This is a genomic window from Sphingomonas sp. P2_B6 (assembly GCF_056404755.1).
This window is the reverse complement of the sequence record NZ_JBFUDK010000028.1, coordinates 1-26,837: the sequence shown is the minus strand read 5'-3', so window position 1 is coordinate 26,837 and position 26,837 is coordinate 1. Positions and strand designations below refer to the sequence as shown.

The following is a 26,837-nucleotide window of genomic DNA, read 5'->3' as shown; positions in this document are numbered from 1 at the left end:
GTTCCTTGGGACCGGGCAGCGGCTCCATGCCTCGATCTCGTGCGTTTTGAAAAGCGAGCTGAGCAGCGTGGCGAAGACGACACCGTTAGAGTTCATCAAGCAGGTGCAGGCAGAGACCAAGAAGGTCGTCTGGCCGACGCGGCGCGAAACGATCATGACCGGCGTGATGGTCATGATCATGACGACGCTGCTGGCGATCTTCTTCTTCGGGATCGACACGATCTTCGAGGCGATCGTCAAGCTGCTGCTAAGCCTCGCGAACTGATTTTTGGATAGAAACATGGCGCGCTGGTACATCATTCACGCTTATTCCGGGTTCGAGGGCAAGGTGCGCGACTCGATCATGGCGGAGGCGACCCGCATGGGCCTCGACGCGCTCGTCGAGCAGATCGAGGTCCCGACCGAGACCGTCACCGAAGCCCGTCGTGGCAAGAAGATCGCGGTCGAGCGCAAGTTCATGCCGGGCTATGTGCTCGCCAAGCTGAACATGAACGACGACGTGTATCACCTGGTGAAGAACACGCCGAAGGTGACAGGCTTCCTCGGATCGATGGGCAAGCCCCAGCCGATCAGCGAAGCCGAAGCGGCCCGGATGCTCAACTCGAAGGAGGAAGCAGCCGCCGCGCCGAAGCAGAAGATGAAGGTCGATTACGAGATCGGCGATTCGGTGAAGGTGCTCGACGGCCCGTTCGCGAGCTTCAACGGCATCGTCGAAGAGCTCGATTTCGATCGCAGCCGCGTCAAGGTGTCGGTGTCGATCTTCGGTCGCGCCACCCCGGTCGAGCTCGAGTTCGAACAGGTCGAGCGCGCGAAGTAAGAAGAAATTGTGCTCCTGCGAAGGCGGGAGCCCAGTCTGGGTCCCCGCCGTCGCGGGGACACTGTGAAGTGCGGGAGGCCGTCAAAAGCCGCTTGGACCGCTAAACTTGAAAGAGAGTGAGTCATGGCAAAAAAGATTACAGGTTACATCAAGCTGCAGGTGCCGGCCGGCAAGGCCAACCCCAGCCCGCCGATCGGCCCAGCCCTGGGTCAGCGCGGCGTGAACATCATGGAATTCTGCAAGGCGTTCAACGCGCAGACCGGTGACCAGGAAGTCGGCACGCCGCTTCCCACGGTCATCACCGTCTATGCGGATCGTTCCTTCTCGTTCGAGACGAAGACGCCGCCGGCGTCCTATCTCATCAAGAAGGCGGCTGGCCTGAAGTCAGGCTCAAAGGAGCCGGGCAAGCTGACCGCGGGCAAGATCAAGCGCTCCGTGCTGAGCCAGATCGCCGAGACGAAGATGAAGGACCTGAACGCCAACGATATCGACGCGGCAACCCGCATCATCGAAGGCTCCGCCCGCGCGATGGGCCTCGAAGTGGTGGAGGGCTGATACAATGGCAAAGCTGACCAAGAAGGCGAAGACCCTCGCCACCGCGATCGATCGCGAGAAGCTGCACGGCATTGACGAAGCGATCGCGCTGGCCCGTGCCAATGCGACCTCCAAGTTCGACGAGACGATCGAAGTCGCGCTGAACCTGGGCGTTGACCCGCGCCATGCCGACCAGATGGTCCGCGGCGTCGTCACCCTGCCCAAGGGCACCGGCAAGACTGTCCGCGTCGGCGTGTTCGCCAAGGGCGCCAAGGCTGACGAAGCCCGTGAGGCTGGCGCCGACGTCGTTGGTGCCGAGGATCTCATGGAGATCGTCCAGGGCGGCACGATCGATTTCGATCGCTGCATCGCGACCCCGGACATGATGGGTGTCGTCGGCCGCCTGGGCAAGATCCTGGGCCCGAAGGGCATGATGCCGAACCCGAAGCTGGGCACGGTCACGATGAACGTCGCTGAAGCCGTGAAGGCAGCCAAGGGCGGCCAGATCGAGTACCGCGTCGAGAAGGCCGGCATCATCCATTCCGGCATCGGCAAGGCGAGCTTCCCGGCCGAAGACCTGCGCGCCAATTTCGACGCACTGGTCGATGCGATCGTCAAGGCCAAGCCGTCGGGCGCCAAGGGCAAATATGTCCGCAAGGTCGCGATCAGCTCGACCATGGGCGCCGGCATCAAGGTCGACACTGCGGACGTCACCGCGGTCTGATCCGGGTCTGAGAACTGAAGCGAAGGGTCGGGGGAAACCCCGGCCCTTTTCTTATGCGGCCATCATGGCCGGCGTGGCGGTACGATCGCGCCCGGCTCGGCATCGCCGAACATCTGAACCCAGCCGCCGCGCGTATCCATATATTCCCGGACGGCCGCGATCCTGCCGTCGACCACATGGAAGACGAAGCAATAGTCGTTCACATAGGAACGGCCATTGGCGAGCGCCGCGGACATGCGGTGCTCGGCGATGACATGATCGCCCGCCACGTGAAGGCCTTTGAAGTCGTTGGCGATGTCGCTGACGAACAGCCGGCCGAAATCATGCGCGATGAAATCGACGATCGCATCGCGATCGAGGTTGTTCGATCCATCCGGCGGCCCGGCCTCGTCCGGATGGCCCAGCCCCAGTGCAACCTGAGTCGCGTTGCCCGGCGGCGCGACCCAGACGACGTCTTCGGTGAAGCACGCCGCGATCCGATCCGCATCGCGCGTCGCATAGGATTGATAAAAGGCCATGACGGCCTCGCGTGGGCCGATGGGTGACGTCGCCATGGTTCATCTCTCCTGAACGGGGTCAAGGCTGTCGAGGCTAGCGCCGGTGCGTCGAGCGGCATCCCGCTTCTTGCGTTCAACACCGGCACCGCATGATTGACGGCGAGCCCGGGAACGGGAATCCTGCGCTTCTTCGAGGAAGACGCAGGATGAACGACCGGCTCATGGCGGCAGCGGCGATGCCCCGTTCGGGTGTGCCGACCCGTGCCAGCACGCTTGTCTTCGCCGCCAAGGCCAGCCTGCTCCGCGCCCGTCGTACCGCCCAGGACGTCATGCCCGGCCTCGGGCCGACGCGTCACCGCCATGGTACCGCACTGATCGAGGCGCCAATCCTGGCGACCGTCCGCACGCCACTCTGGACCAATGCGGGCGGCGAAAAGGATCGCGCCCTCAATGCCGGCAAGATCCAGAATCTGCGTTGCGCGCTGCGTGGCCTGGACGGGATCGAAGTCGAAGCGGGACGAACCCTGAGCTTCTGGCGGCAGGTCGGCCGCCCGATCCGCCAGCGCGGTTACGTCGCCGGGCGAGAACTGCGTGAGGGCTGCATGATCGCGACGATCGGCGGCGGACTCTGCCAGCTGTCGAACGCGCTGTATGACGCGGGCCTGCAGGCCGGGCTCGAGATCGTCGAGCGTCATGCGCACACGCGCATCGTGCCCGGATCGCGCGCGGCGGCCGGGCGTGACGCCACGGTGTTCTGGAACTATCTCGACCTCCGATTGCGCGGCCGTCATCCGTTCCGGATCGAAGCCCGGCTGACTGCCGACCAACTCGAGTTGACCATCCGCGGCCAAGGCGCCGAGGTCGGACCAGCGATGCTCGCCTTTGTCCCCGGCATCGCGGCGCATGACTGTCTGCGCTGCGGCCAGATCGCCTGTCACCGGCACGATCCCGATGGAGAGGCGGCGTCGCTACCCACCGCCTGGCTGGTCGATGCGGCGACGCCCGAATTCACCGCCCTGTACACGGCGCGCGCGACTCCGGGCGACATGCTGCATCTTTCGACGCGCCGCTTCGGCAAGGCGGCACATGCCTGGCCTGGCCTCGGCCAGGAGCGAACCGCCGATATCACCGCTCTCTACCGTGCCGTTGCGCTCAGGGCGCGGGCGACCATGCCACTGGCGCGCGTGATGCTGGCCGCAGACGCGCGGTTCGCTGCCGCCCATGCCCGCCGCCTGTCACCGGACCACACCCATCTCGTCGTGGCTCAGTCGCTGCTCCCCCATCTCTGGCGGCTGGGCGCTCTGCAAGGCCGGAGCTTCGAGGTACTGATGGAGCGGCTTCCCCTGGAGGCGCTCCATCGCATTCTCGACGTGGCATTCACCCGTCACCCGGACAACTCCACGCTGGGCGATTTCCGGGCGCCGCCATCGATCGTCGCTGCAGAGCGCGAGGCGCTGGGTGCGGCAACCCGTCTCGTCACCGCGCATCATGCCGTCGCCGAGCTTTTCCCCGCTGGCCGGGTCGATCTGCTCGACTGGGCCCCTGCCCCGCCACTCGGAGCGATGCGCGGGGGCCGCAGCGTCCTGTTCGCCGGCCCTGGCCTCGCGCGCAAGGGCACTCATGCCATGCGGGAGGCCATGGCGGGTCTGGAGATCGAACTGCTCATCGAACGCAGCGCGGCAGAAGGCCCGGACTTCTGGCGCGGGCTGAACGTCAGGCACCTGGCGCCGGGCGAACGCCCGACGCTGGCAGCCGTGGTGCTCCCGGCCATTGTCGAGCATCGCCCGCACACGCTGCTTCGCGCGCTGGCAGCTGGCCTGCCAGTGATCGCGACCCGGGCCTGCGGTCTGCCGCCGCAACCAGGTCTGACCTTCGTCGCGCCCGACGATCCGCAGGCGCTGCGCGCCGCTCTGGTTGCGCTGCTCGCCTGACAAAGAGGGCCGGGAATGACCCCGGCCCTTTCCTTCTTTTGCCCAATAGTCGCTTACAGCGCGACCACGCCGCCGTCGTTCTTGGTAATCACCACCGTGGCCGAGCGTGGGCGGTTGCCCGGGGCCGGAGCGGCCTGGCTCGCCGGCCAGTTGCTGGTGATGTTGCCGGTGTTGCCGTTCTCGCCCGGGTGCTGGATGTTGACGAACAGCGTCTTGCCGTCCGGCGTCGAGTCGACGCCGGTGATTTCCGCTTCCAGCGGACCGACGAGGAAACGCCGCAGCAAGGTGCCCGGCGCCGCGCCGACGCGCGTGGCCTGGGCGATGCCGGCGCCGCCGGTCGGGGTATTGGTGATCGTCTTGACCCCGCCATCGTTGACGCTGCCCGGCATCGCCGCAAGCATCATGCAGTTGGTGACGTCGGTATAGGCGCTATCGTCGGTCTGGATCCAGAGCACCGGCTTGACCAGGCCCGAGGCGTTGGACGGGCGGCCGAACCACAGGCCGTCCGGACTGGAGAAATCATTGGTCGCATCCAGGCCCGACACGTTGATGTTGGTCGCGTCGAGATCCGATCCGGCGCCGAACAGATAGATGTCCCAGGAGAAGTTGAGCGCTTCCGAGGTGTCGCCCGTCTCGCGCAGGCGGATGATATGGCCGTTGCGATTGGAGACCGAGGTGCTCGGCGGATCGATATAGGCGCGCGGGTTGGCCGCGTCGGTGTTGGCCGGGGTGCGCGTCGAGTTGTTGGTCAGGGTCAGATAGACTTCGCCAGTCACCGGGTTGACCGCGGTCCACTCCGGACGATCCATTCTGGTCGCCCCGAGCGCGTCGGCGGCGAGACGGGCGTGAGTCAGCACGTCCGCCTGGTCGGCATAGGCATAGGTCGCGTTGCCCGATGTGAGCGGCCCGGTGCCGAAAATCAGCGGCAGCCACTCGCCGCTGCCCGAGGCGTTGAACTTGGCGACATAGAGCGTGCCATTGTCGAGATATTTGTCGCCGATGGCGAGGCGGTCCGCCGAGCTCGCATCGGCGGCCGACCATGCGTTCGCCGAGACGAACTTGTAGAGATATTCGTTCACCGCATCGTCGCCCATGTAGAAGGCGGGCTTGCGGCCGGGGACGAAGTTGGACGGCCAGCAGCCCTCATGGTTCATGCGGCCAAGCGCGGTGCGCTTCCGCGGCGCGGCGGTCTTGTCGTACGGGTCGATCTCGACGACCCAGCCGAACTGGTTGGCTTCGTTGCGGAAGTCGGAGAGTGCGTCGGCGCCGGTCGCCTGCGCGTCCCAGCGGCGGTAGATGGTGCTCGCCGGATCTGCCGGAACGACGGTCGCCCAGCCGAAATTGCCGGTCGCGCTGGTGACGGCATAGCGGGTGAGCGCAACCACTTCCTTCGGGGTGCGGCGGGGATTGTCGGCGGCGGTCGGGCGGCGGAAATAGCCGGCCCAATTCTCTTCGCAGGTCAGGTCGGTGCCCCAGGGCGTATAGCCGTTGGCGCAATTGTTGATCGTGCCGCGACCGGCGACGCCGGTCGGCGAGAAGACCGTGCGGAGCTGAGCGGCGCCGCGCACCGGGCCGTTGAACACGGTCGGCGTCAGCGGCGTGATGCGGCGATTGAGCGCGCCGGCCTGATTGTAGCTCCAGGCGGCACCGGCCTTCGACACTTCGACGATGCTGAGCCCGTGGCACTCCATTTCCTTGAGGGCTTCGGCTTCGGGCCGCGCGCCTGCCACGGTGGTGGCGCCGGCGACGTGGAGATAGGGCTGGTTGATGTTCTCATGGTTCATGACGAGCAGGCCGCGCGTGCTGCTGGTGTCCTCGCGGGCGTTGCCTGCGGCAGCGAGGCCGAACCAGTAGAGTGCGTCGCCATGGTCGCCCGCGCGATTGGCGAAATCGGTGTCGGTGCCGTCATTCTTGTAGGCCGCAGTGCCCGAGGCGATCGGATCGCCCAGGCGATACAGGATCGACACACTGTAGCCGTCGGGCACGCTGACCTTGTCGAGCCGGTTCTTGGCGACCGGGGTGAAGCCCAGGGTCGCCGGCGTCACGGTCACGGTGGTCTCGACCGACGAGGTCTGGCCCGTCGAGTCGACCGCGGCATAACGGAAGACGAGCGGCGTGCTGGCGCTCACGCTGGGCGCGACGAAGGTCGCAGCGCCGCTGCCCGCGTTGGTCAGCGTGACGGCAGGCCCCGAAACCTGGGTGAAGCTCTGCGACGCGATCCCGCCATTATCGGCGGCGATGCCGGTCAGGGTCACGACCCGGCCCGAGCTGGTCGTGCCCGACGAGCCCGCGGTCACCGTGGGGGCGGGGTCGGCCGCCGCATCCTTGTCGCTGCATGCCGCCAGCACGGCGCCGCCGAACACCGCGAACGCCGCCGCCGACACACCACCGCGCAGGGCGTCGCGCCGCGAATAGCGACGCTCGACCATGTCGTTCAGCGAAACGCCGCCGCTGCGATTGGTGTCGATGTCGCCGTCGTCATAGCCGAACGTGACGGTGGTCGAGTCAGTCATAAGGATACCCCCGGTGGATCGCGATCCGGTTCGGATTCGCTGTCCGGTTCCTCTTGTGCGGCCCACCTGACGGCGTGATGGATATTCCTTGACGATTCCGTGACAGATCGGCGTCCATTCAGGGACAGCGACAATGGTCCACGCATTTGTTGACTTCCGCGGAGATGTCGCTAAGGACCCGCGCTCGCTCGCCAGGTGTTCGCACCCGGCAAGCTACCGTCCGAGACAGTGGGTGGCCGGAATCCTCCGGCCTTAATTTCCCGCCTAGACGGGGAATGGAATTTTTCCGCTCGCGCGTCAGCGCGGCCGGTCTGCTGCCGCATTTGCGGTCAGTTCCCATGCCCCAATCGACGGACACCCCGGAAGCGCGGGTTTTCCGCGTCTCCGGTTCAACCGGCCCGGTGGCTTCGGCCAGCGGGTCAGACACGTGGAGAATGGCATGGATCGTGCTCAAAAGACCGAGCTCGTCGCCGAACTGAACCGCACCTTTTCCGAGGTCGGCGTGGTGGTCGTCACCCGCAATCTCGGCCTCACCGTCGCTCAGTCGACGGTGCTGCGCAACAAGATGCGTGATGCCGGCGCGACCTACAAGGTCTCGAAGAACAAGCTTGCCAAGATCGCGCTCGACGGCACCGACTATCTCTCGCTGGGCGACATGCTCACCGGGCCGGTAGGCCTTGCCACCTCGATCGATCCCGTCGCCGCAGCCAAGGTTGCGGTCGATTTCGCGAAGACGAACGACAAGTTCGAAATCGTGGGTGGATCGATGGGCGCGACCGTCCTCGACGTCGAAGGCGTGAAGGCGCTCGCAACGCTGCCCTCGCTGGATGAACTGCGTGCCAAGATCGTGGGCCTCCTGGTTGCACCCGCAACCAAGCTCGCGACCGTCACCCAGGCTCCTGCGGCGCAGCTCGCACGCGTGTTCGCGGCTTACGCCGACAAGGACAAGGAAGCTGCCTGAAAAGGCACCGATACTTTTTGAACTGAACCCAATGGGGCACCTGCCCCGATACGGAGAATGAACATGGCAGACCTGAACGCGCTGGTTGACCAGCTGAGCGAACTGACCGTCCTCGAAGCCGCTGAGCTTTCGAAGCTGCTCGAAGAGAAGTGGGGCGTTTCCGCCGCCGCTGCCGTTGCCGTTGCCGGCCCGGCCGCTGGTGGCGCCGGCGCCGCCCCGGCTGCTGAAGAGCAGACCGAGTTCGACGTGATCCTCACCGGCGACGGTGGCAAGAAGATCAACGTCATCAAGGAAGTCCGCGCGATCACCTCGCTCGGCCTGACCGAAGCCAAGACGCTGGTCGAGTCGGCTCCCAAGGCCGTCAAGGAAGGCGTTTCGAAGGACGAGGCCGCGAAGATCAAGGCCCAGCTCGAAGCCGCTGGCGCGACCGTCGAAGTCAAGTAATCTTTCGCTTCGGCGTAAGTCATTCCGGATCAATCCGGAATCAGAGACAAAAGAAGGGCGGCTCCGCAAGGGGCCGCCCTTTTTTTGATCCCAACACATGACGAAAACCTGCGCTTCTCAAGCACGTAATGCTGGGAAGGTACTGAAGAAGGTCGAATCCTTTCCAATAGCTTTTGCAGGCGGAATTGGGGTAAAGCGCTCCGTGACAGGCCGTTAAGCGCCGCTCGCGCCGTCGTTCTTCACGCCGGACCGGTCAGCGACGTCGCGCCGGCTAAGTCGCGCATGATGCGCATTTGGGGAGGGGTTCCATGACTCGTTTGATCAAGACGATCGGTCTCGCCGTAACGGCGATGCTGTTTGGCCTGTGCTTCGCCGCGCCGGCCAGCGCCCAGGCCACCCGTACCTGGATTTCAGGTGTCGGCGACGATGCCAATCCGTGCAGCCGCACTGCACCGTGCAAGACCTGGGCCGGCGCGATCTCCAAGACCGCCAGCGGCGGCGAGATCGATTGCCTCGATCCGGGCGGGTTTGGCTCGGTCACCATCACCAAGTCGATCACGCTCGATTGTGCCGAGGGCACTGACGGCGGGGCCGGCGGTATCCTGAACTCGGGCGTTCCCGGCGTCATCATCAACGACCCGAACGGCGGGACCGCGCCGACCATCAAGGTCGTTCTGCGCAACCTCACGATCAACGGTGCGGGCGTGACTGTCGGCACCTATGCCGTTCGCTTCCTGGGCGGCAAATCGCTCACGCTGCAAAATGTCAGCATCTCGAACCAGGGCACCGGATCGGTCCCGGCGATCAGCTTCGAACCGCAAGCAGGCAGCGTCGGCGCAACGCTCCATATGACGGATGTGGACATCATCAACGTCATCCACATTGGCGTTAGCGTGAAATCGGTCAACGGCGTCGCGGTTGCCGCATTCCTGAACAACGTCACGGTTTCGCAAGCCGCAATCGCCGTCAAGGTCGAAGCCGGCGGTGTCGCGACCATCGCCAACAGCAACCTGTCGAACAACGGCCGCGGCGTGTGGACCGCTTCGGGCGCAGCGACGGCGTCTCTGGACACTGTGACGATCGCCGGCAGCCTGGATGCGGGCGTATTTGCGACCAACGGAACGACAATCCGCCTGTCGAACGTCGGGCTTTACGACAACCTGTTCGGCATCAAGACGACCGGTGTCGCAACCGTCCAGTCGTTCGGCAACAATCGGCTCGGCCCGGATACGGCGAGCCCGGGCCTGCCGACCTCGACCGTTACCCTGAAGTAATCGCGGAGCCCGGCCGGAATGGTGTAGCAGATCCGGCCGGGCTTCCCTTGATTGACTCGCCGTTCGGAATGGACGGCCCGACAGGGCGGCGCTAGCGCCGCACTGAAATGGTGTAGGGCAAGGTACTGACGCCCTCATGCATGCGCGGCGTGCCATCGAGCCTGAACGGCGCCAGCTTGGTCCCCTCGCCCCGATCAACCCCGACCACATAGGATGTCGCGGTCTGACCCGTGCCGCCGTCCCAATCGTACAGCAGGTTGATCGTCAGCACCGGCACGAACAGCTGGCGATCCTGCACCGCCATCACGCTGACCATCTCCTTCGGCATCATCGCCATGCCAGTCAGCTCGATCGAGCCGCGTGGCGGCAAATCGAAGGGTGCCGTGGTCGGGCGCTCGATCGGGCTGGAGAACAGCGTCCCGATCCAGCCATCCTGTTCGGTCCCGGCGCTCAGCAACCGCACATCGACCTGGATCGCCCGCGCGATCGCTTCGCCGATATTGCTGATGACAATGTCGTACTCGACCGCGGCGCTCAATAAATTGGTACCGGCGCGCTTCGCATAAAGTTCGATGTCGAGCCTGGCACGGACGGGCGCCGTGACGGTTGCAGGCGGCGCGACCGGCGACGGCACCGCCTCAACCGGCGCCGGCTTCGGCACGGGGTCCTCCGCTTCCGCGTGAGCCTCATCTTCCGCGATCCGGGAGGCTTCTGGCGTGGCCGGCTCGGGCGCGACGGCTCCAAGATCGAATATCGCGTGTGCCCCTCGCTTTGGCGGCGTGCCGATATCGAGGGCGACCGGCGGAGGAGCAAAGGCGGCCGCCGCCACATCGCGAGCGCGTGGTGCGGTTGCGGGTGGCGAGTCCGGCCTGTCCGCGATCAGGTCGAAATGCGCGTGTTTCCCATTCTCGGACGCAGGCGCGTCATCGTCCTCGAATCGCTCCCGCCGCTGCAGGAGCCAGAAACCCAGCCCGCCGATAAGCAGGACGATCGCTCCCGCTCCACCCAGGAGCGGCCACGAAGGGCCATCCTCTCCTGCCGCGACAACGGGCGCTGGCGCCGCCGTCACGCTTGCGACCGGGGCAGGAGTCACTGCCGCGGCGGTCTCTGCCCCTTCGGGGAGGGGCGCCGCCGTGGTTGCCGGAAGCGGGGCTGATGTCGGTGTGGCGACCGGAGGGCGCTGCGCCGTCGGGAGGGGCACGGACTTCGGCGGAAGCCGACGCAGCGGAGTCCCGCTCGCCTGGGCCTCCGACGCCGTTACGGGCCGAGCCGGTGTCGGCGACGGCACGGGCGTCGGCAGCGTCCGGACGACAGGCGGCGGCGTCGCCGGCTGAGTCACCGTCGAGCCGGGGCTCGGCGTCAGGCTGAACTTCTCCAGTCCCGGAATGAGGTTGGGCGTCGGCGCCGGTGTCGGAGCGGGCGCGCTCTGCGCAAAGGCCGGCGTGATCACACCAGCCGACATCGTCAACGGAAGCGTCATGGCCCGAACATGGCGGGCGGCGAACTTGAACATTATCCCCACGTCACTGCCTTAGCCCGGCATTTCTGAACGCGATACGACAGCTTCTTCCCCTGCGGCAAATCGTTCAGCGAATGCGACCGGGCCTGCCCTCCGGATCGGAAGGCAGGCCCGGCATTCTCATCGCTCGGGTGTCAGGCGTGTTCGGGAACCCCGTGCAACCTGGCCTCGACATCGTCGTGCATCGCACGCTCGGTCAGCTGGATCGGCGCCATTTCCGGGCCACCCTCTTCGCTCACGCCGATGGTGAACGAGGCGGAGGTGCGTCCTTCGCTACCGTCCGGCAGCGTGTAGCGTGCATCGGCAACGATGATCGGCAGGATCGAGCCATTGGTGCTCTCGATCAACTCGGCCTTGGACAGCGCCAAGGTCGCATCGACGCGGGTGCCCTCGCCTGGACGGATCGTCACCGGCGGTACGCCGTCGTTGCCGCGCTCGATCAGCATACGCTCCATATCGCTGCCATTGGCCGGCTGCGACGCGAACATGAAGGTCGAGATACGGACGTGCTCGGCCGCGACCGAGCCCGAATTGCCGACGGTCAGCTCGATCTCTACCAGCGCCTCATCGACATTGGTGCCGGCCCGCACCGGGCGCAGCGACATTTCGAGCCATGGGCGATCGGCAACCGGCGCCTCGCCCTCTGTCAGCGAGGCGACTTCCCCTGCCTCGGGCTCGACCAGCGTCGCGTCCTCCGCCGCGACCGGCGCCGGTTCGTCGCTCAGTACGGCGGCTGCGGCCAGCGGCGCGGTACGCAGGAACTGCGGCTCGGTGTCGGGCGCAAACGGCGCAGGCTCGCTGCGGATCGGCGCGGCCTCGATTGCATGCTCCTCGACATACGGTTCTTCGTAATAGAATTCATCATCCTCGACCCGGCGGCGGCGCATGACGAGGAAACCGGCCACGGCGATCAGTGCGACCAGGCCCGCGACGAGCCACGGCCAGATCGGGGCGCCCTGAGTCGCGATGGTGCTCTGCGTGACGGCCTCCTGCGTGGGCGCAGGTGCCGGGGCGGCCGCTTCGACCGGCGCCGGCGTTACCGGTGCCGGCGTGACTTCCGCCGGCGTCGAAACGGGCGCTGCCGCGACCGGTGCGGGAGCCGCGCGAACCGGCGCGGGCGCCGGGGCACGGACCACACGAGTCGAGCGGGTGACGGTCCGCGTGGTGCGGGCAGTCGCGGCCTGCGCCGGCGCTTCCGGTTCAGCGGTCACGGTCGGCGCGGCGGTGACGAGCGGCGGTGCGACCGTAGCGGCGGGCGGCGCGATCGTCGGGACCACCGGCGGCGGCGCCACCATCTGCTGCACCGGCGGGGCCGGTGGCGTTACGGGTTGGACCTCTTGTGCATAGCCCGGAACGGCCAGCAAAAAGGTGGCGGGGACAAGCGCGGCGAACGCGCGGCGGGTTGCGGGTTTGTGTTTCATGACGCATAGTCAATGAAGGGAACCCGCAGTCGGACCCGCCACAATACCGAAATCGCGCCGAGCCGTTCCCGGCTGCCGACGAAGCGTTTTTTGCGCGGCGTTTGACAGTTTCCAACACGGTCCCTATATCGCGCTCCTCACCACAGCTTTCGGGAAATGACGTGCCGTCGCGCAGCATGTCGATCGAATTGGAGGCTATGGGTTCATAAGACGCCAGGAGCTGCTGTTTTCGACATTTCGAAAACGAGCGGCTTTTTGCGTCTTCATGCGTGCCCGCCCGGTGGATTCCGGGCATGACATTCTGGCTGGTAGGGCAAAAAACTCCATGGCGACCAAAGCAATCGAGGGCGGCACGCTCAAGCGCCGCATCCGCAAGGTGTTCGGCAACATCCACGAAGTGGTGCAGATGCCGAACCTGATCGAGGTTCAGCGCGAATCCTACGAACAGTTCCTGCGGTCGGATCCCTCGATCGGCTATGTGTCGGGCCTGGAAAAGACCCTGCGGTCGGTCTTCCCGATCCGCGATTTCGCCGGCACCGCCGAACTCGACTTCGTGAACTACGAGCTCGAGCCCCCCAAGTTCGACACCGACGAGTGCCGCCAGCGCGGCATCACCTATGCGGCGCCGATGCGCGTTACCCTGCGCCTGATCGTGTTCGAGGTGGACGCCGATACCGAGGCCCGGTCGGTCCTCGATATCAAGGAGCAGGACGTSTACATGGGCGACATGCCGCTCATGACATAGAACGGCACTTTCATCRTCAACGGCACCGAGCGCGTGATCGTCAGTCAGATGCACCGCTCGCCGGGCGTCCTGTTCGATCATGACCGCGGCAAGACTCACGCCTCGGGCAAGTATCTGTTCGCCGCGCGCGTGATTCCGTATCGCGGTTCGTGGCTCGATTTCGAGTTCGACGCGAAGGACATCGTCAACGTCCGTATCGACCGCAAGCGCAAGCTGCCGGTCACGGCGCTGCTGTATGCGCTCGGCCTGAACTCCGAGGAAATCCTCAACTATTTCTACAACCGCGTGACCTTCGTTCGCGGCCAGGGCGGCTGGATCATCCCGTTCCAGGCCGAGAACTGGCGCGGCCAGAAGCCGATGTTCGACATCATCGATGCGAAGACCGGCGAAGTCGTGTTTGCCTCGGGCCAGAAGATTTCCCCGCGCGCTGCCAACAAGGCCGCCAAGGACGGTCTCGTCGACCTGCTGATCCCGACCGAAGAGATCTTCGGCCGCTATTCGGCCTATGACCTGATCAACGAAGCGACCGGCGAGATCTACATCGAAGCCGGCGACGAAGTGACCGCCGAGAATCTCGAACTGCTCGACAAGGCCGGCATCGACCGGATCGAGCTGCTCGACATCGACCATGTCGCCACCGGCCCGTGGATCCGCAACACGCTCAAGGCCGACAAGGCCGAGGAGCGCGAGCAGGCGCTGTCCGACATCTACCGCGTCATGCGCCCCGGCGAGCCGCCGACGCTCGAAACCGCTGAGTCGTTGTTCAGCGGCCTGTTCTTCGATCCGGACCGCTACGACCTGTCGGCCGTCGGCCGCGTSAAGMTSAACATGCGCCTCGACCTCGACGCCGAGGACACGGTCACCACGCTGCGTACCGAAGACATTCTCGCGGTCGTGAAGACGCTGGTCGACCTGAAGGACGGCAAGGGCGAAATCGACGACATCGACAATCTCGGCAACCGCCGCGTGCGTTCGGTCGGCGAGCTGCTCGAGAACCAGTACCGCGTCGGCCTGCTCCGCATGGAGCGCGCCGTGAAGGAGCGCATGTCCTCGGTCGATGTGTCGACCGTCATGCCGAACGACCTGATCAACGCCAAGCCCGCGGTCGCCGCGGTGCGCGAGTTCTTCGGCTCGTCGCAGCTGTCGCAGTTCATGGATCAGACCAACCCGCTCTCCGAAGTGACGCACAAGCGTCGTGTTTCGGCACTTGGRCCGGGYGGTCTSACCCGYGAGCGYGCCGGYTTCGAAGTSCGCGACGTKCAYCCGACGCATTAYGGCCGCATCTGCCCGATCGAGACGCCGGAAGGCCCGAAYATCGGYCTGATCAACTCGCTSGCSASCTTCRSSCGCGTCAACAAGTACGGYTTCATCGAGACGCCGTACCGCAAGGTCGTCGACCACAAGGTCACCGACGATGTCGTCTATCTGTCGGCGATGGAAGAAGCCAAGCACACGATCGCGCAGGCCAACGCCGAGCTCGATTCGACCAAGGGCTTCGTCGAGGACCTGGTGTCGTCGCGTCAGGCAGGCGAATTCCTGATGGCGATCCCGGACAACATCACCCTGATGGACGTATCGCCGAAGCAGCTCGTCTCGGTCGCCGCATCGCTCATTCCGTTCCTGGAAAACGATGACGCCAACCGCGCGCTGATGGGCTCCAACATGCAGCGCCAGGCCGTGCCGCTGGTGCGCGCCGAGGCGCCGTTCGTCGGCACCGGCATGGAAGAGACCGTGGCGCGCGATTCGGGCGCCGCGATCTCGGCCAAGCGCTCGGGCATCGTCGACCAGGTCGACGCGGCCCGTATCGTGGTTCGCGCCACGGGCGAAGTCGAAGCCGGCMAGTCGGGCGTCGACATCTACMSGCTGATGAAGTTCCAGCGYTCSAACCAGAACACCTGCATCAACCAGCGTCCGCTGGTGAAAGTGGGCGACGTGGTCAATGTCGGCGACGTGATCGCCGACGGCCCGTCGACCGAGTTCGGCGAGCTGGCGCTGGGCCGCAACGCGCTCGTCGCGTTCATGCCCTGGAACGGCTATAATTATGAGGATTCGATCCTCATCTCCGAGCGTATCGTGAAGGACGACGTCTTCACCTCGATCCATATCGAGGAATTCGAAGTCATGGCGCGCGACACCAAGCTCGGGCCGGAAGACATCACGCGCGACATCCCGAACGTCGGCGAGGAAGCGCTCCGCAACCTCGACGAAGCGGGCATCGTCTATATCGGCGCCGAAGTGGAGCCGGGCGACATCCTGGCCGGCAAGATCACCCCCAAGGGTGAATCGCCGATGACGCCGGAGGAAAAGCTCCTCCGCGCCATCTTCGGTGAAAAGGCATCGGACGTGCGCGATACTTCGCTCCGCCTGCCGCCAGGCGTTGCCGGTACCGTCGTCGAAGTCCGGGTGTTCAACCGCCACGGCATCGACAAGGACGAGCGCGCGATGGCGATCGAGCGCGAGGAAATCGAGCGCCTGAAGAAGGACTCGGACGACGAACGCTCCATCGTGAACCGCGCGACCTGGTCGCGCCTTCGCGAGATGCTGCTCGGCCAGACCGCCACCGCCACGCCGAAGGGCCTGAAGAAGGGCGCCGAGATCGACGCCGACCTGCTCGACAGCGTCGATCGCCACGAGTGGTGGAAGTTCGCCGTCGCCGACGACAAGACCCAGAGCGATCTGGAAGCGGTCAAGGCGCAGTATGACGATGCAGTGAAGCTGATCACGGACAAGTTCCATGATCGTCGCGAGAAGCTGGAGCGCGGCGACGAGCTGCCCCCGGGCGTGCTCAAGATGGTCAAGGTCTTCGTCGCGGTGAAGCGCAAGCTGCAGCCGGGCGACAAGATGGCCGGCCGTCACGGCAACAAGGGCGTGATCAGCCGTATCCTGCCGGCGGAGGACATGCCGTTCCTCGCCGACGGTACGCCGGTCGATCTCGTGCTGAACCCGCTGGGCGTGCCGTCGCGCATGAACGTCGGTCAGATCTTCGAGACTCATCTCGGCTGGGCCGCGCGCGGCTTGGGCGGGCAGATCTCGCAGGCTCTGGAAGACTGGCGCGAGGCCAATCCGAACCCCACCGCAGGCGCCATGCCCGAAGTGGTCAAGGATCGCCTCAAGACCGTCTATGGCGAGCAATATCATGCCGAGATCGACGCCCGTTCGAGCGCCGAGATCATCGAACTGGCGCAGAACCTGCGCGGCGGCGTGCCGATGGCGACGCCGGTGTTCGACGGTGCCCGTGAGGCGGACGTTTCGGCGATGCTCACGCTCGCCGGGCTCGACACCTCGGGTCAGTCGGACCTGTTCGACGGMCGCACCGGCGAGCMGTTCGATCGCAAGGTGACGRTGGGCTAYATCTACATGCTGAAGCTGCACCATCTCGTGGACGACAAGATCCACGCGCGGTCGATCGGCCCGTACAGCCTCGTCACCCAGCAGCCGCTGGGCGGCAAGGCSCAGTTCGGCGGYCAGCGCTTCGGTGAGATGGAGGTCTGGGCACTCCAGGCGTATGGCGCCGCCTATACGCTGCAGGAAATGCTCACGGTGAAGTCCGACGACGTGGTCGGCCGCACCAAGGTCTATGAGGCGATCGTCAAGGGTGACGACACGTTCGAGGCCGGCATTCCGGAGAGCTTCAACGTGCTGGTCAAGGAAATGCGGTCGCTGGGTCTGAACGTCGAGCTGAAGAGCGTCGAGCAGTTCGACTCGGACGGCGTCGCGATCGCGGCGGCATAGTGGATAGAGCGCTGCCCTCCGAAGGCAGCGCTCCCTCCCCGTCCGCACAGAATTTTTCCCTGGAGGGAATTGAGACATGAACGAACTGACCAACTTCGCCAATCCGGTGGCCAAGCCGGAAACCTTCGACCAGATCCAGATCGGGATCGCCTCGCCAGAGCGCATCCGGTCCTGGTCGTTCGGCGAGATCAAGAAGCCGGAAACCATCAACTATCGCACATTCAAGCCCGAGCGTGACGGCCTGTTCTGCGCGCGCATCTTCGGTCCGATCAAGGACTACGAGTGCCTGTGCGGCAAGTACAAGCGCATGAAGTACAAGGGCATCGTCTGCGAGAAGTGCGGCGTCGAGGTCACCGTCTCGAAGGTCCGCCGCGAGCGCATGGGCCATATCGAGCTGGCCGCCCCGGTCGCGCACATCTGGTTCCTGAAGTCGCTGCCGTCGCGCATCGGCCTGCTGCTCGACATGCAGCTCAAGCAGCTCGAGCGCGTGCTGTACTTCGAGGCGTACATCGTGATCGAGCCGGGCCTCACCCCGCTCGAGAAGTATCAGCTCCTCACCGAGGACGAGCTGCTCGACGCGCAGGATGAATATGGCGAGGACGCGTTCTCGGCCGGCATCGGCGCCGAGGCAGTCCGCATCATGCTCGAGAGCCTGGACCTCGAGGGCGAGCGCAAGGACCTGCTGGAAGAACTGGCAGTCACCAAGTCCGAGCTGAAGCCGAAGAAGATCATCAAGCGCCTGAAGGTCGTCGAGAGCTTCATCGATTCGGGCAACCGCCCGGAATGGATGATCCTCGAAGTCGTGCCGGTCATCCCGCCCGAGCTGCGCCCGCTGGTGCCGCTGGACGGCGGTCGCTTCGCGACGTCGGATCTGAACGATCTGTATCGCCGCGTGATCAACCGCAACAACCGCCTGAAGCGCCTGATGGAGCTGCGTGCGCCGGACATCATCGTCCGCAACGAAAAGCGCATGCTGCAGGAAGCCGTCGACGCCCTGTTCGACAACGGCCGCCGCGGCCGCACGATCACCGGCGCCAACAAGCGTCCGCTGAAGTCGCTGTCCGACATGCTCAAGGGCAAGCAGGGCCGCTTCCGTCAGAACCTGCTCGGCAAGCGCGTCGACTATTCGGGCCGTTCGGTCATCGTGACCGGTCCGGAGCTCAAGCTGCACCAGTGCGGCCTGCCGAAGAAGATGGCGCTCGAGCTGTTCAAGCCCTTCATCTACGCCCGTCTGGACGCCAAGGGTCTTTCCATGACCCTGAAGCAGGCCAAGAAGTGGGTCGAGAAGGAGCGCAAGGAAGTCTGGGACATCCTCGACGAAGTCATTCGCGAGCACCCGGTCATGCTCAACCGCGCGCCGACGCTTCACCGTCTCGGCATTCAGGCATTCGAGCCCGTGCTGATCGAGGGCAAGGCGATCCAGCTTCACCCGCTGGTCTGCTCGGCCTTCAACGCCGACTTCGACGGTGACCAGATGGCCGTGCACGTCCCGCTGAGCCTCGAGGCCCAGCTGGAAGCGCGCGTGCTGATGATGTCGACCAACAACATCCTGTCGCCCGCGAACGGCAAGCCGATCATCGTGCCGTCGCAGGACATGGTGCTCGGTCTCTATTATCTGTCGATGATGAAGGAGGACGAGCCCGGCCAGGGCATGATGATCTCCGACATGCAGGAGGTCCATCAGGCGATCGAGGCCGGCGCGGTGACGCTCCACACCAAGATCATCAGCCGCGTTCCGCAGACCGACGAAGCGGGCAACCAGTATCTCAAGCGCTACGAGACCACCCCGGGCCGCATGCTGCTCGGCGAGTGCCTCCCGAAGAGCTCGAAGGTGCCGTTCGACACCGTCAACCGCCTCCTCACCAAGAAGGACGTGGGCGACGTGATCGACGAGGTCTATCGTCACACCGGCCAGAAGGAGACCGTGCTGTTCGCCGACGCGATCATGGCATTGGGCTTCAAGCACGCGTTCAAGGCGGGCATCTCGTTCGGCAAGGACGACATGATCATTCCTGACGCCAAGGTTCCGCTGGTCGATGAGACCCGCGCCCTGGTGAAGGACTTCGAGCAGCAATATCAGGACGGCCTGATCACGCAGCAGGAGAAGTACAACAAGGTGATCGACGCCTGGAGCCGTTGCGGCGACCAGGTAGCGAACGCCATGATGGACGAGATCAAGTCGGTGAAAAAGCTGCCGAACGGCCGCGAAGCCCCGATCAACTCGATCTACATGATGGCCCACTCCGGCGCCCGCGGTTCGCAGGCGCAGATCAAGCAGCTTGCCGGTATGCGCGGCCTCATGGCCAAGCCGTCGGGCGAGATCATCGAAACGCCGATTATCTCGAACTTCAAGGAAGGCCTGACCGTCCTCGAGTATTTCAACTCCACCCACGGCGCCCGCAAGGGTCTCGCGGACACGGCGTTGAAGACCGCGAACTCGGGTTACCTGACCCGCCGTCTGGTCGATGTGTCGCAGGATTGCGTCATCATCGAGAATGATTGCGGCACCGAGCGTGCGCTGGAAATGCGTGCGATCGTCCAGGGCGGTTCGACCATCGCGTCGCTCGGCGAGCGCATCCTCGGTCGCACGACCGCGGAGGACATCATCGACACCAAGACCGGTGAGGTCATCATCCCGTCGGGCACGCTGCTCGACGAGCCGATGATCGTGCAGATCGAGGCGATCGGCACTCAGTCCTGCAAGATCCGCAGCCCGCTGGTCTGCGAGACCAAGATCGGCGTTTGCGGCAAGTGCTACGGGCGCGATCTCGCCCGGGGTACGCCGGTGAACATCGGCGAGGCAGTCGGCGTCATCGCCGCTCAGTCGATCGGTGAGCCGGGCACCCAGCTGACGATGCGGACCTTCCACATCGGCGGCGCGGCGCAGCTCAACGAGCAGTCGAACCTCGAGGCAGTTGCCGACGGGACGATGGAATATCGCGACCTTCGCATCATCCTGGACCAGCGCGGCCGTCGCGTCGTGCTGAGCCGCTCGGGCGAAGTCGCGATCGTCGACATGGACGGGCGCGAGCGGGCGGTGCATCGCATCCCCTACGGTGCCTATGTCCTGTTCGACGACGGCCATATCGTCACCAAGGGCGACCGCATGGCGGAATGGGATCCGTTCACCATGCCGGTGATCACCGAGAACCCCGGTATCGTGAAATATGTCGATCTGATCGAGGGCAAGACGCTCACCGAGCAGGCCGACGAAGCGACCGGTATCTCTCAGCGCGTCGTCACCGAATATCGTGCCGCGACCAAGTCGAAGGAGGATCTGCGTCCGCGCCTGACCCTGCTCGACGAAGGTTCGGGCGAGGCCGGCCGTTACATGCTCGCACCGGGCGCCACGCTCTCGGTCGAGGACGGTGCGCAGGTCCAGGGCGGCGACGTTCTGGCGCGTGTCTCCCGCGAAGCCGCGAAGACGCGTGACATCACCGGCGGTCTGCCCCGCGTTGCGGAGCTGTTCGAAGCACGCAAGCCCAAGGAAAACGCGATCATCGCGAAGGTCTCGGGCCGCGTCGTGTTCGGCAAGGACTACAAGGCCAAGCGCAAGATCGGCATCCAGCCCGAGGACGGCAGCGAGGTCGTGGAGTATCTGGTGCCGAAGTCGAAGGTGATCGACGTCCAGGAAGGCGACTACGTCAAGCGCGGCGACAATCTGATCGGCGGCTCGCCCGATCCGCACGACATTCTGGAGGTGCTCGGCATCGAGCCGCTCGCTGAATATCTCGTGTCGGAAATCCAGGAGGTCTATCGTCTCCAGGGCGTGAAGATCAACGACAAGCACATCGAGGTGATCGTTCGCCAGATGCTGCAGAAGGTCGAGATCACTGACGGCGGCGACACCACGCTGCTCGCCGGCGAGCAGGTCGATCGCGACGAGATGGACGACATCAACTCGAAGATCGACAAGAAGCAGACCCCGGCACAGGGCAAGCCCGTCCTGCTCGGCATCACCAAGGCGTCGCTGCAGACCCGCAGCTTCATCTCGGCGGCGTCGTTCCAGGAGACCACGCGCGTCCTCACCGAGGCGGCAGTCCAGGGCAAGCAGGACACGCTGATCGGCCTCAAGGAGAACGTCATCGTCGGCCGGCTCATCCCGGCGGGTACCGGCGCGGGCATGAACCGCCTGCGCGTGGCGGCCTCCAGCCGTGACGCAGCTCTTCGCGTCCAGCAGCGTCGCCTGCAGGAAGTGCTCATCGCCCCTAATTCGGCGGCGGAAGAGCGTGCGGCCGAGAAGCTGCGCGACGTTGCTGACGATACGGGCAGCGATGCCCTGGCGTCCGTCACGACCTCGGGCACCGGCACCGACGCGGATGCCGGCGAGTATCTGAACAAGTAATCCACTGGTTCAGTGCTCACATGAATCACCGCCGTCCGGGCCACCCGGGCGGCGGTTTTTCTTTATGCGTTGAGGTCGCGCTAGCGCATCGAGCGTAAAATCAGAGCCACCCCATCCGTTCGTTTCGAGCGAAGTCGAGAAACCGTGCTTGGCGCCCGATCAATGTTTCTCGACTTCGCTCGAAACGAACGGAGAGAAATGTCTACTCCGCGGGCCGGACCGCGCTATCGGCCTGCAGGATACGGGCGACCCGGCTGAACACCGCGTCGGCTGAAACGCGCGTCTCCTCCTGCAGCATCTCGTCCGCCGCGAAGCCGAGTTCGACCGACAGCCGCACTTCCTGCCACAAAGCTTCGCGATCGGCATCGGGTAGCCACCGCATATAGGCCTCGACCAGCTTGTCGGTGACGTAGCGGTGCGATTCCAGGCGGACATGCACCAGCCGCGGCGAGGCGTGCAGCGCGCGCAGGATCCACACCGCGCCCGGCTCGCTCTGCGTCACGGCGGCGGTATCGCGCAGCAATTCTTCGATGCCGCCGCGCAGCGCGTCGATCCCCTCGTCGGCGTGGCGCGCGATCCATTGCTCGAGCACGATGTTCTGGCGCGCCATCAGGCGCAGACCAAGCGCCTCCAGCACATCATATTTGTCCTTGAAGTACCGGTACAGCGCGGGCGGCGTGAGCCCGGCGCGCGAACAGATCATGTTGGTCGAGATGCGGTCGATGCCGACTTCGGCAAGCAGATTCCCGGCAACGTCCAGCAGCAGCTCATAGGTCTGCTGGGCCCGCTCCTGTTTGGGGAGCGGGCGCTTGTCAGTGGCAAGCCCCGATATCGTCACGCCTCTCCCGTTTTCCTCTGCATTGCGACGGCGCCGATCAGCGCCGTTATTCCCGCAATCGCGCAAACCGCGCCGAACCACAACACATGCGCCACATCCCTGTCGCCGATCAACACGCCCGCAAGCAACGGCCCCAGGCTCGATCCCGTCAATTGCGCCCCGCCGATCAGCAAGGCCGCGCGCCGGCTGGGGTCGGCGGCAATGACGATCGGGATCTGGAACGGCAGGGCGAACAACCACAGGAAACCGAACGCTGCCGTAGAGACGACGAATGCAGTAGCCGAGGGCGGCGCGCCCATGATCGCCAGCAGGCCGAGATTGATCAGGCCCACGGTCACGATCGTTCCGCGCGCCGGCAACCGCCCGGCAAGAAGCGTCGCCGCGCCCGCGCCCAGCACCTGCATGCCAAGCGACAGCGGCGCGACAAGATGGATCGTCGCCTGGGATATCCCCCGCTCGAGCCCGAGCGGCTCGACATAGACCCAGACCGCGACGATGAAGGCGAGATAGAGGACGACGCCGCCCAGCGCGACAAGCCCACGCGCCGGCGGGAGGCCGCCGGTGTCGTCGCTGGCCGTCAGCGGCGGATAGGCACCCGGCAGCCAGGGCAATGCCAGCAGCCCGGCCAGGGTGACCGTCCCCAGGGCGGTAAACCCGCCTGCACTGGTGGCCGCGACATAGCCGATCGCGCTGGCCAGCGCGAACTGCGCCAGCGTCTGCACCGCGAGATAGATGCCCGACCAGCGCTCGGGCCGGTCGGTACGGATGATGAAGCCGATCACGATCCAGATCAGCACTCCCTCCCCCAGCCCCGCCACGATCCGCGCCGCGAACAGGGGCCCGGTGCCGAGCAACGGAGTCAGCAGATCCGCGGCGGCGATCACAAGCAAGGCCATCGCCGCTATCGCACGCAGCCGGGTCACGGAAAGGATAAAGCCGGCGGCACCGGCCGCGATCCCCATTGCCAGCAGTTCGACCGTGGCGAGGATGCCAAGCGCCGCTACCGACAACCGACCCTCCGCCGCCAGCGCACCGAGCAGCTGCGGCTGCAGCCCCGGGATCAGCACACCGATCACGCCGACGACGAACACCGCCAGCACGCGATCGGTGGAGAGGGTCAACGCGCCCGGCCTCTTGCGCTGACCGGCCACATCTCGACCAGCGTGTCCCCCCGGACGACATGGTAATAATCGTAAAGGTTCACCGTCGGGTCGCAATGCGGCACGGTCAGGCTCACCGGGTCGCCCGGGCGCAGCCGCGTGCCGATATCGGGCGCGATCAGTGCGGCATGTTCGTCGCCCATGAACAGGAACATCGCCTCGGGCGCCGCCCCGCGCTGAACCTGCGCCGCGCCCCCATCGGTCGACAGCGACTTGAAGCCGGCATCGATGGTGACCAGCGCGTCATGGTTCGCGCTCACCACCCGCGCATCGACCGAGAGCGACGTCTCGAACGGCGGCAACGGCCCATCGGCCAGATCGCAATCGAGATATTGCTTGTCCATGAAGACATAGGACCCGGTCTGAAGCTCGGTGAACAGGCCGAGCTCGAGATCGATATGATGCGTGCCGGTGCCCGATCCGGTGACGATCTCGGGCTGATATCCCGCCTCGGTCAGCGCGGCGATCACGCTCTGCAGATAATCGGTGCGGTCGACGATCGCGGCGCGCCGCGCGGCATAGTCCTCGATATGCTGCTGCATGCCGCAATAATATTGGACGCCGCGAAAGGTCATGTTCGAGGATCGCGCGATGGCTTCGGCCACCGCGACCGCTGCCTCGGGCGAGGCGACGCCGGTGCGCCTGATGCCGGGGTCGACATCGATCACCACCTCCAGCATCGCCCCGACCGAGGTCAGCGCATCGTCCCACCTTTTCACCATCTCGGGATTGTCGATCGCCGCCATCAGGCCGATCCCGCGCTTCGCCAGTGCCGACAGCCGCTCGATCGCGGCCGGCGCGCTGATCGGCGAGGTGATGAGCAGCCCGGTGATCCCGCCATCGGCCAGCACCTCCGCCTCGCCGATCTTGGCACAGCACAGGCCGACCGCGCCTGCCGTGATCTGGCGCCGGCCGATATCGACGCTCTTGTGAGTCTTGGCGTGCGGCCGGAGCGCCACGCCCTTCGCGTCGGCAAAGGCCTGCATCGTCGCGATATTGCGGTCGAGCTTCTCGATATCGAGCACCAGCACCGGCGTGTTAAGCGCGCTGCGCGAGCCCTGCTGGCCGATCAGATGCGCGTGAAGGGCGAGATCGTCCATCAGGAAAACAGCTCCGTCAAATGCGCGTTCAGGAACTTGCCCGCCGGATCGACTGAACGTCGCACCTCGCGATACCGCTCGGCCATCGGATAGAGCAGGTCCACGTCGGCGCGCGTCAGCGTGTGGCGCTTGGCCCAGTGCGGCCGGCCGCCATGATCGCGGAAGATCGCCTCCGCATCGGCGAACAGGCCGCGCCACGGCATCTTCGCATATTGATGCATCGAGATCGCCGCGACCGGGCCCTGGTTCATCGGGCTCATCCAGATATCGTCGGCCGCGACGACCCGGAACTCGAACGGGAAGGCCACGGGCAGCTTCTTGCGGCGGATCCACCCCACGACCTCGTCGAGCGTCTCGAGCCCGACCGCGCGGGGCATCTCATATTCCATCTCCTCGAACCGGATCGTGCGGTCGGACGGGAAGATGGCATGCGCCGGCCCACGCCGGCCGCCGTCCATGTTGGTCCTCATCATCACCCGCTGCAGCGTCGGAATCAGCCGCGGCACCCAGGCGCCAAGATCGAGCAGGCGCCGGAAGGTCGCTTCCTCGATGTCGCTCGTCGAGACAGGCGGATCGCACGGGTCGCAGGGCCGGAGCGTCTTCAGGATCACGCTGTCGGCGTGCGGGAACAGCCAGAACTCGACATGCCGCTCCTGCTCGACCAGCTCGTCGAAACGCTCGCGGATCTCGCCCCAGGGCCGTTTCGCGATCCGCTCGGCAAGGTGGAAGGTGGGCACCACCCCGACCTCGATCTCCGTCGCGATGCCGAACAGGCCGAGCGAGAGGCGCTGCGCCTGGAACAGGTCCGGGCTGGTCGTCGCATCGCACCACACGGCTTCGCCGTCCGCGCCGATCAGCCGGAAACCGCGCGCGAAGGTCGAGAGATTGCCGAGGTCGCGGCCCGTGCCATGCGTGCCGGTGCCCATCGCCCCGGCCAGCGATTGCGGGTTCACATCGCCCTGATTGGCGAGTGCCAGCCCTTCGTCCCACAAGGCCGCGGTCAGCCGCTTGATGCTCCATCCGGCGGGAATGCGCACCGTCCTGCGATCGGGCGCGACGGTCATCGTGCCCGCCATGTCCTCCAGGCACAGGATCACCCCGTCAGACTGGACGAGCGGCATGAACGAATGCCCTGCCCCAACCGCCCGCACGGTGCGCGCGCCGCGCACCGCGACCGCCAATTCGGTCTCGGTCTTCGGGCGCAGCACCGGCGCGCTCGCCGTGACGCTGCCGGACCAGTTCGCCCAGCTCATCTTGCGCCCTCCTTGGGGCCGGTATCTTCGGTGCAGTCGCCCTTCAGCGCCGTGATGTAGCGCGTCACGAGATCGACCCCCTCCTTGTGCGACAGGCTCCGGCCCAGCTCAGGCATCATCACGCCCGGATCGGTACTGGCGAGGCGGAAGGGCAGGATCGAGTCATCGGGCTTGCCCGGCACCACGTCGAACGGACGGTCGCCCGTGCCGCGACCGGCCGCGACCGGCGGCTTGCACATGCCGAGCAGCCGCGCATCGCTCGTCGCGGCGTCGAGCCACAGCCCCGAGGTCCGCGCCGCGCCGACGCGATTGTGGCAATGGCTGCAATTGATATCGAGATAGGCCCGCCCCCGCGCATCCACGCTTGCCGTCTCGTCCTGCCAGTTGGCATTCTGCGGAACGGCACCTGGCACGCCGGTCAGATAGCCCTTCGCCACCAGCCGCTTGAGCTGGTTGATCTCGCCGCCCTCGCCCGGAAAGGTCCGGTCGAGATGACGCGCTTTCAGCCCGATCGGGTCGATCGCCCGCGTGCGGAAATCCTGCACATGGCAGCCGCCGCACTGATTCTGGTTGGGCACGCTGTAATCGAACGGCGTGCGCGTCGCGCCATCGACCAAAGTGAGCGGCACATCGGCGCCAGTCCGCTCCAGCGTCGCATCGGTGCCCTCGGCATTCCACACATAGGGCAGCGCCACCCAGCCGCTTTCGCGCCGCACCAGCAGCCGCGTCTCGATCAGCCGGACATGCCCCAGATCGAGCCCGTCCACCCCCGTCTGATAGGTCGCGGGCGTCACCTTCAGCACCTCGCCGCTGGTCTGCGGCGCGGCGGCGCCGGCGGGCGTGGAGAAATAAAAGGTCTTGGTGACGATGGTGCCGACCGGAAAGTCGAACCAGCGATCGGGATCATAGCTCGCATGCACGCCCTTGGGCATCCAGATCGTCCGCCATTTCTGCGCATAGTCGCTGAACAACGGCGTCTGCAGCTCATAGGTCACCATGCCAGGACGGGCGGCGAAGGACGGGCGGCGA

18 protein-coding genes and 1 pseudogene are annotated in these 26,837 nt (G+C 65.6%); 10 read left to right on the top strand and 9 right to left on the bottom strand.

The annotated features are described in order from the left end of the window. Nucleotides 1–67 precede the first annotated feature (67 nt). From secE to rplA, 4 genes are all read left to right on the top strand, one after another. The gene (secE, locus tag AC1DX5_RS23710; RefSeq protein WP_465169680.1) at nucleotides 68–265 is read left to right on the top strand and encodes a preprotein translocase subunit SecE; all 198 of its coding nucleotides are present in this window, start codon (nucleotides 68–70) and stop codon (nucleotides 263–265) included. 15 nt (nucleotides 266–280) lie between these two features. Beyond that, nucleotides 281–817, top strand: coding sequence for a transcription termination/antitermination protein NusG (nusG, locus tag AC1DX5_RS23705; RefSeq protein WP_332714654.1), 537 nt, complete (start codon nucleotides 281–283; stop codon nucleotides 815–817). A gap of 123 nt (nucleotides 818–940) precedes the next feature. After that, a complete protein-coding gene (rplK, locus tag AC1DX5_RS23700; RefSeq protein WP_332714652.1) occupies nucleotides 941–1,372 on the top strand; it encodes a 50S ribosomal protein L11 in 432 nt (143 codons plus the stop codon). A gap of 4 nt (nucleotides 1,373–1,376) precedes the next feature. Further along, complete coding sequence (gene rplA / locus AC1DX5_RS23695; RefSeq protein WP_465169681.1) at nucleotides 1,377–2,075, top strand: 50S ribosomal protein L1; 699 nt, start codon at nucleotides 1,377–1,379, stop codon at nucleotides 2,073–2,075. 62 nt (nucleotides 2,076–2,137) lie between these two features. Here rplA and AC1DX5_RS23690 read toward each other — a convergent pair whose 3' ends face one another. Further along, nucleotides 2,138–2,629 carry a nuclear transport factor 2 family protein gene (locus AC1DX5_RS23690; protein WP_465174108.1) on the bottom strand — a complete coding sequence of 164 codons (492 nt, stop codon included), beginning with the start codon at nucleotides 2,627–2,629 and terminating at the stop codon, nucleotides 2,138–2,140. Between the two features lie 149 nt (nucleotides 2,630–2,778). On the opposite strand from AC1DX5_RS23690, the gene AC1DX5_RS23685 reads away from it, so the two are divergent. Then, nucleotides 2,779–4,503: a VanW family protein gene (locus AC1DX5_RS23685; RefSeq protein WP_478017738.1), complete on the top strand. Its 1,725-nt coding sequence runs from the start codon at nucleotides 2,779–2,781 to the stop codon at nucleotides 4,501–4,503. 53 nt (nucleotides 4,504–4,556) lie between these two features. Here AC1DX5_RS23685 and AC1DX5_RS23680 read toward each other — a convergent pair whose 3' ends face one another. Continuing rightward, nucleotides 4,557–7,016 (bottom strand): PhoX family protein, encoded by a 2,460-nt coding sequence (locus tag AC1DX5_RS23680; protein ID WP_478017736.1) that lies wholly within the window; start codon nucleotides 7,014–7,016, stop codon nucleotides 4,557–4,559. A 439-nt stretch (nucleotides 7,017–7,455) separates the two neighbouring features. Between AC1DX5_RS23680 and rplJ the strand changes: the two genes are divergently transcribed. From rplJ to AC1DX5_RS23665, 3 genes are all read left to right on the top strand, one after another. Continuing rightward, nucleotides 7,456–7,977 carry a 50S ribosomal protein L10 gene (rplJ, locus tag AC1DX5_RS23675; RefSeq protein ID WP_465169685.1) on the top strand — a complete coding sequence of 174 codons (522 nt, stop codon included), beginning with the start codon at nucleotides 7,456–7,458 and terminating at the stop codon, nucleotides 7,975–7,977. Nucleotides 7,978–8,040: 63 nt separating this feature from the next. Further along, entirely contained in the window at nucleotides 8,041–8,421 is a 381-nt protein-coding gene (gene rplL / locus AC1DX5_RS23670; RefSeq protein WP_465169686.1) for a 50S ribosomal protein L7/L12, read from the top strand. Between the two features lie 308 nt (nucleotides 8,422–8,729). Further along, nucleotides 8,730–9,695: a hypothetical protein gene (locus AC1DX5_RS23665; RefSeq protein WP_465169687.1), complete on the top strand. Its 966-nt coding sequence runs from the start codon at nucleotides 8,730–8,732 to the stop codon at nucleotides 9,693–9,695. A 91-nt stretch (nucleotides 9,696–9,786) separates the two neighbouring features. On the opposite strand, the gene AC1DX5_RS23660 is transcribed toward AC1DX5_RS23665, so the two are convergent. Further along, the gene (locus tag AC1DX5_RS23660) at nucleotides 9,787–11,175 is read right to left on the bottom strand and encodes a hypothetical protein (RefSeq protein ID WP_478017734.1); all 1,389 of its coding nucleotides are present in this window, start codon (nucleotides 11,173–11,175) and stop codon (nucleotides 9,787–9,789) included. Nucleotides 11,176–11,348: 173 nt separating this feature from the next. Then, nucleotides 11,349–12,635 carry a hypothetical protein gene (locus AC1DX5_RS23655; protein ID WP_478017732.1) on the bottom strand — a complete coding sequence of 429 codons (1,287 nt, stop codon included), beginning with the start codon at nucleotides 12,633–12,635 and terminating at the stop codon, nucleotides 11,349–11,351. 325 nt (nucleotides 12,636–12,960) lie between these two features. Here AC1DX5_RS23655 and rpoB point away from each other — a divergent pair. Then, a pseudogene (gene rpoB, locus AC1DX5_RS23650) lies at nucleotides 12,961–17,112 on the top strand (DNA-directed RNA polymerase subunit beta). 76 nt (nucleotides 17,113–17,188) lie between these two features. Next, nucleotides 17,189–21,457, top strand: a complete 4,269-nt coding sequence (gene rpoC / locus AC1DX5_RS23645) for a DNA-directed RNA polymerase subunit beta' (RefSeq protein ID WP_478017731.1) — start codon at nucleotides 17,189–17,191, stop codon at nucleotides 21,455–21,457. Nucleotides 21,458–21,659: 202 nt separating this feature from the next. Here the strand turns inward: rpoC and AC1DX5_RS23640 are convergent, their stop codons facing one another. From AC1DX5_RS23640 to AC1DX5_RS23620, 5 genes are all read right to left on the bottom strand, one after another. After that, nucleotides 21,660–22,295, bottom strand: coding sequence for a TetR/AcrR family transcriptional regulator (locus tag AC1DX5_RS23640; RefSeq protein WP_478017729.1), 636 nt, complete (start codon nucleotides 22,293–22,295; stop codon nucleotides 21,660–21,662). Then, entirely contained in the window at nucleotides 22,292–23,416 is a 1,125-nt protein-coding gene (locus AC1DX5_RS23635; protein WP_478017726.1) for a hypothetical protein, read from the bottom strand. The genes AC1DX5_RS23640 and AC1DX5_RS23635 overlap by 4 nt, the downstream gene beginning before the upstream one ends. Beyond that, nucleotides 23,413–24,555, bottom strand: a complete 1,143-nt coding sequence (locus AC1DX5_RS23630; RefSeq protein WP_478017724.1) for a DSD1 family PLP-dependent enzyme — start codon at nucleotides 24,553–24,555, stop codon at nucleotides 23,413–23,415. The genes AC1DX5_RS23635 and AC1DX5_RS23630 overlap by 4 nt, the downstream gene beginning before the upstream one ends. Next, the gene (locus AC1DX5_RS23625) at nucleotides 24,555–25,808 is read right to left on the bottom strand and encodes a D-arabinono-1,4-lactone oxidase (protein WP_478017722.1); all 1,254 of its coding nucleotides are present in this window, start codon (nucleotides 25,806–25,808) and stop codon (nucleotides 24,555–24,557) included. The genes AC1DX5_RS23630 and AC1DX5_RS23625 overlap by 1 nt, the downstream gene beginning before the upstream one ends. Further along, on the bottom strand, nucleotides 25,805–26,837 hold a 1,033-nt coding region (locus AC1DX5_RS23620; protein WP_478017721.1), incomplete at its 5' end, for an SO2930 family diheme c-type cytochrome. The genes AC1DX5_RS23625 and AC1DX5_RS23620, both read right to left, overlap by 4 nt.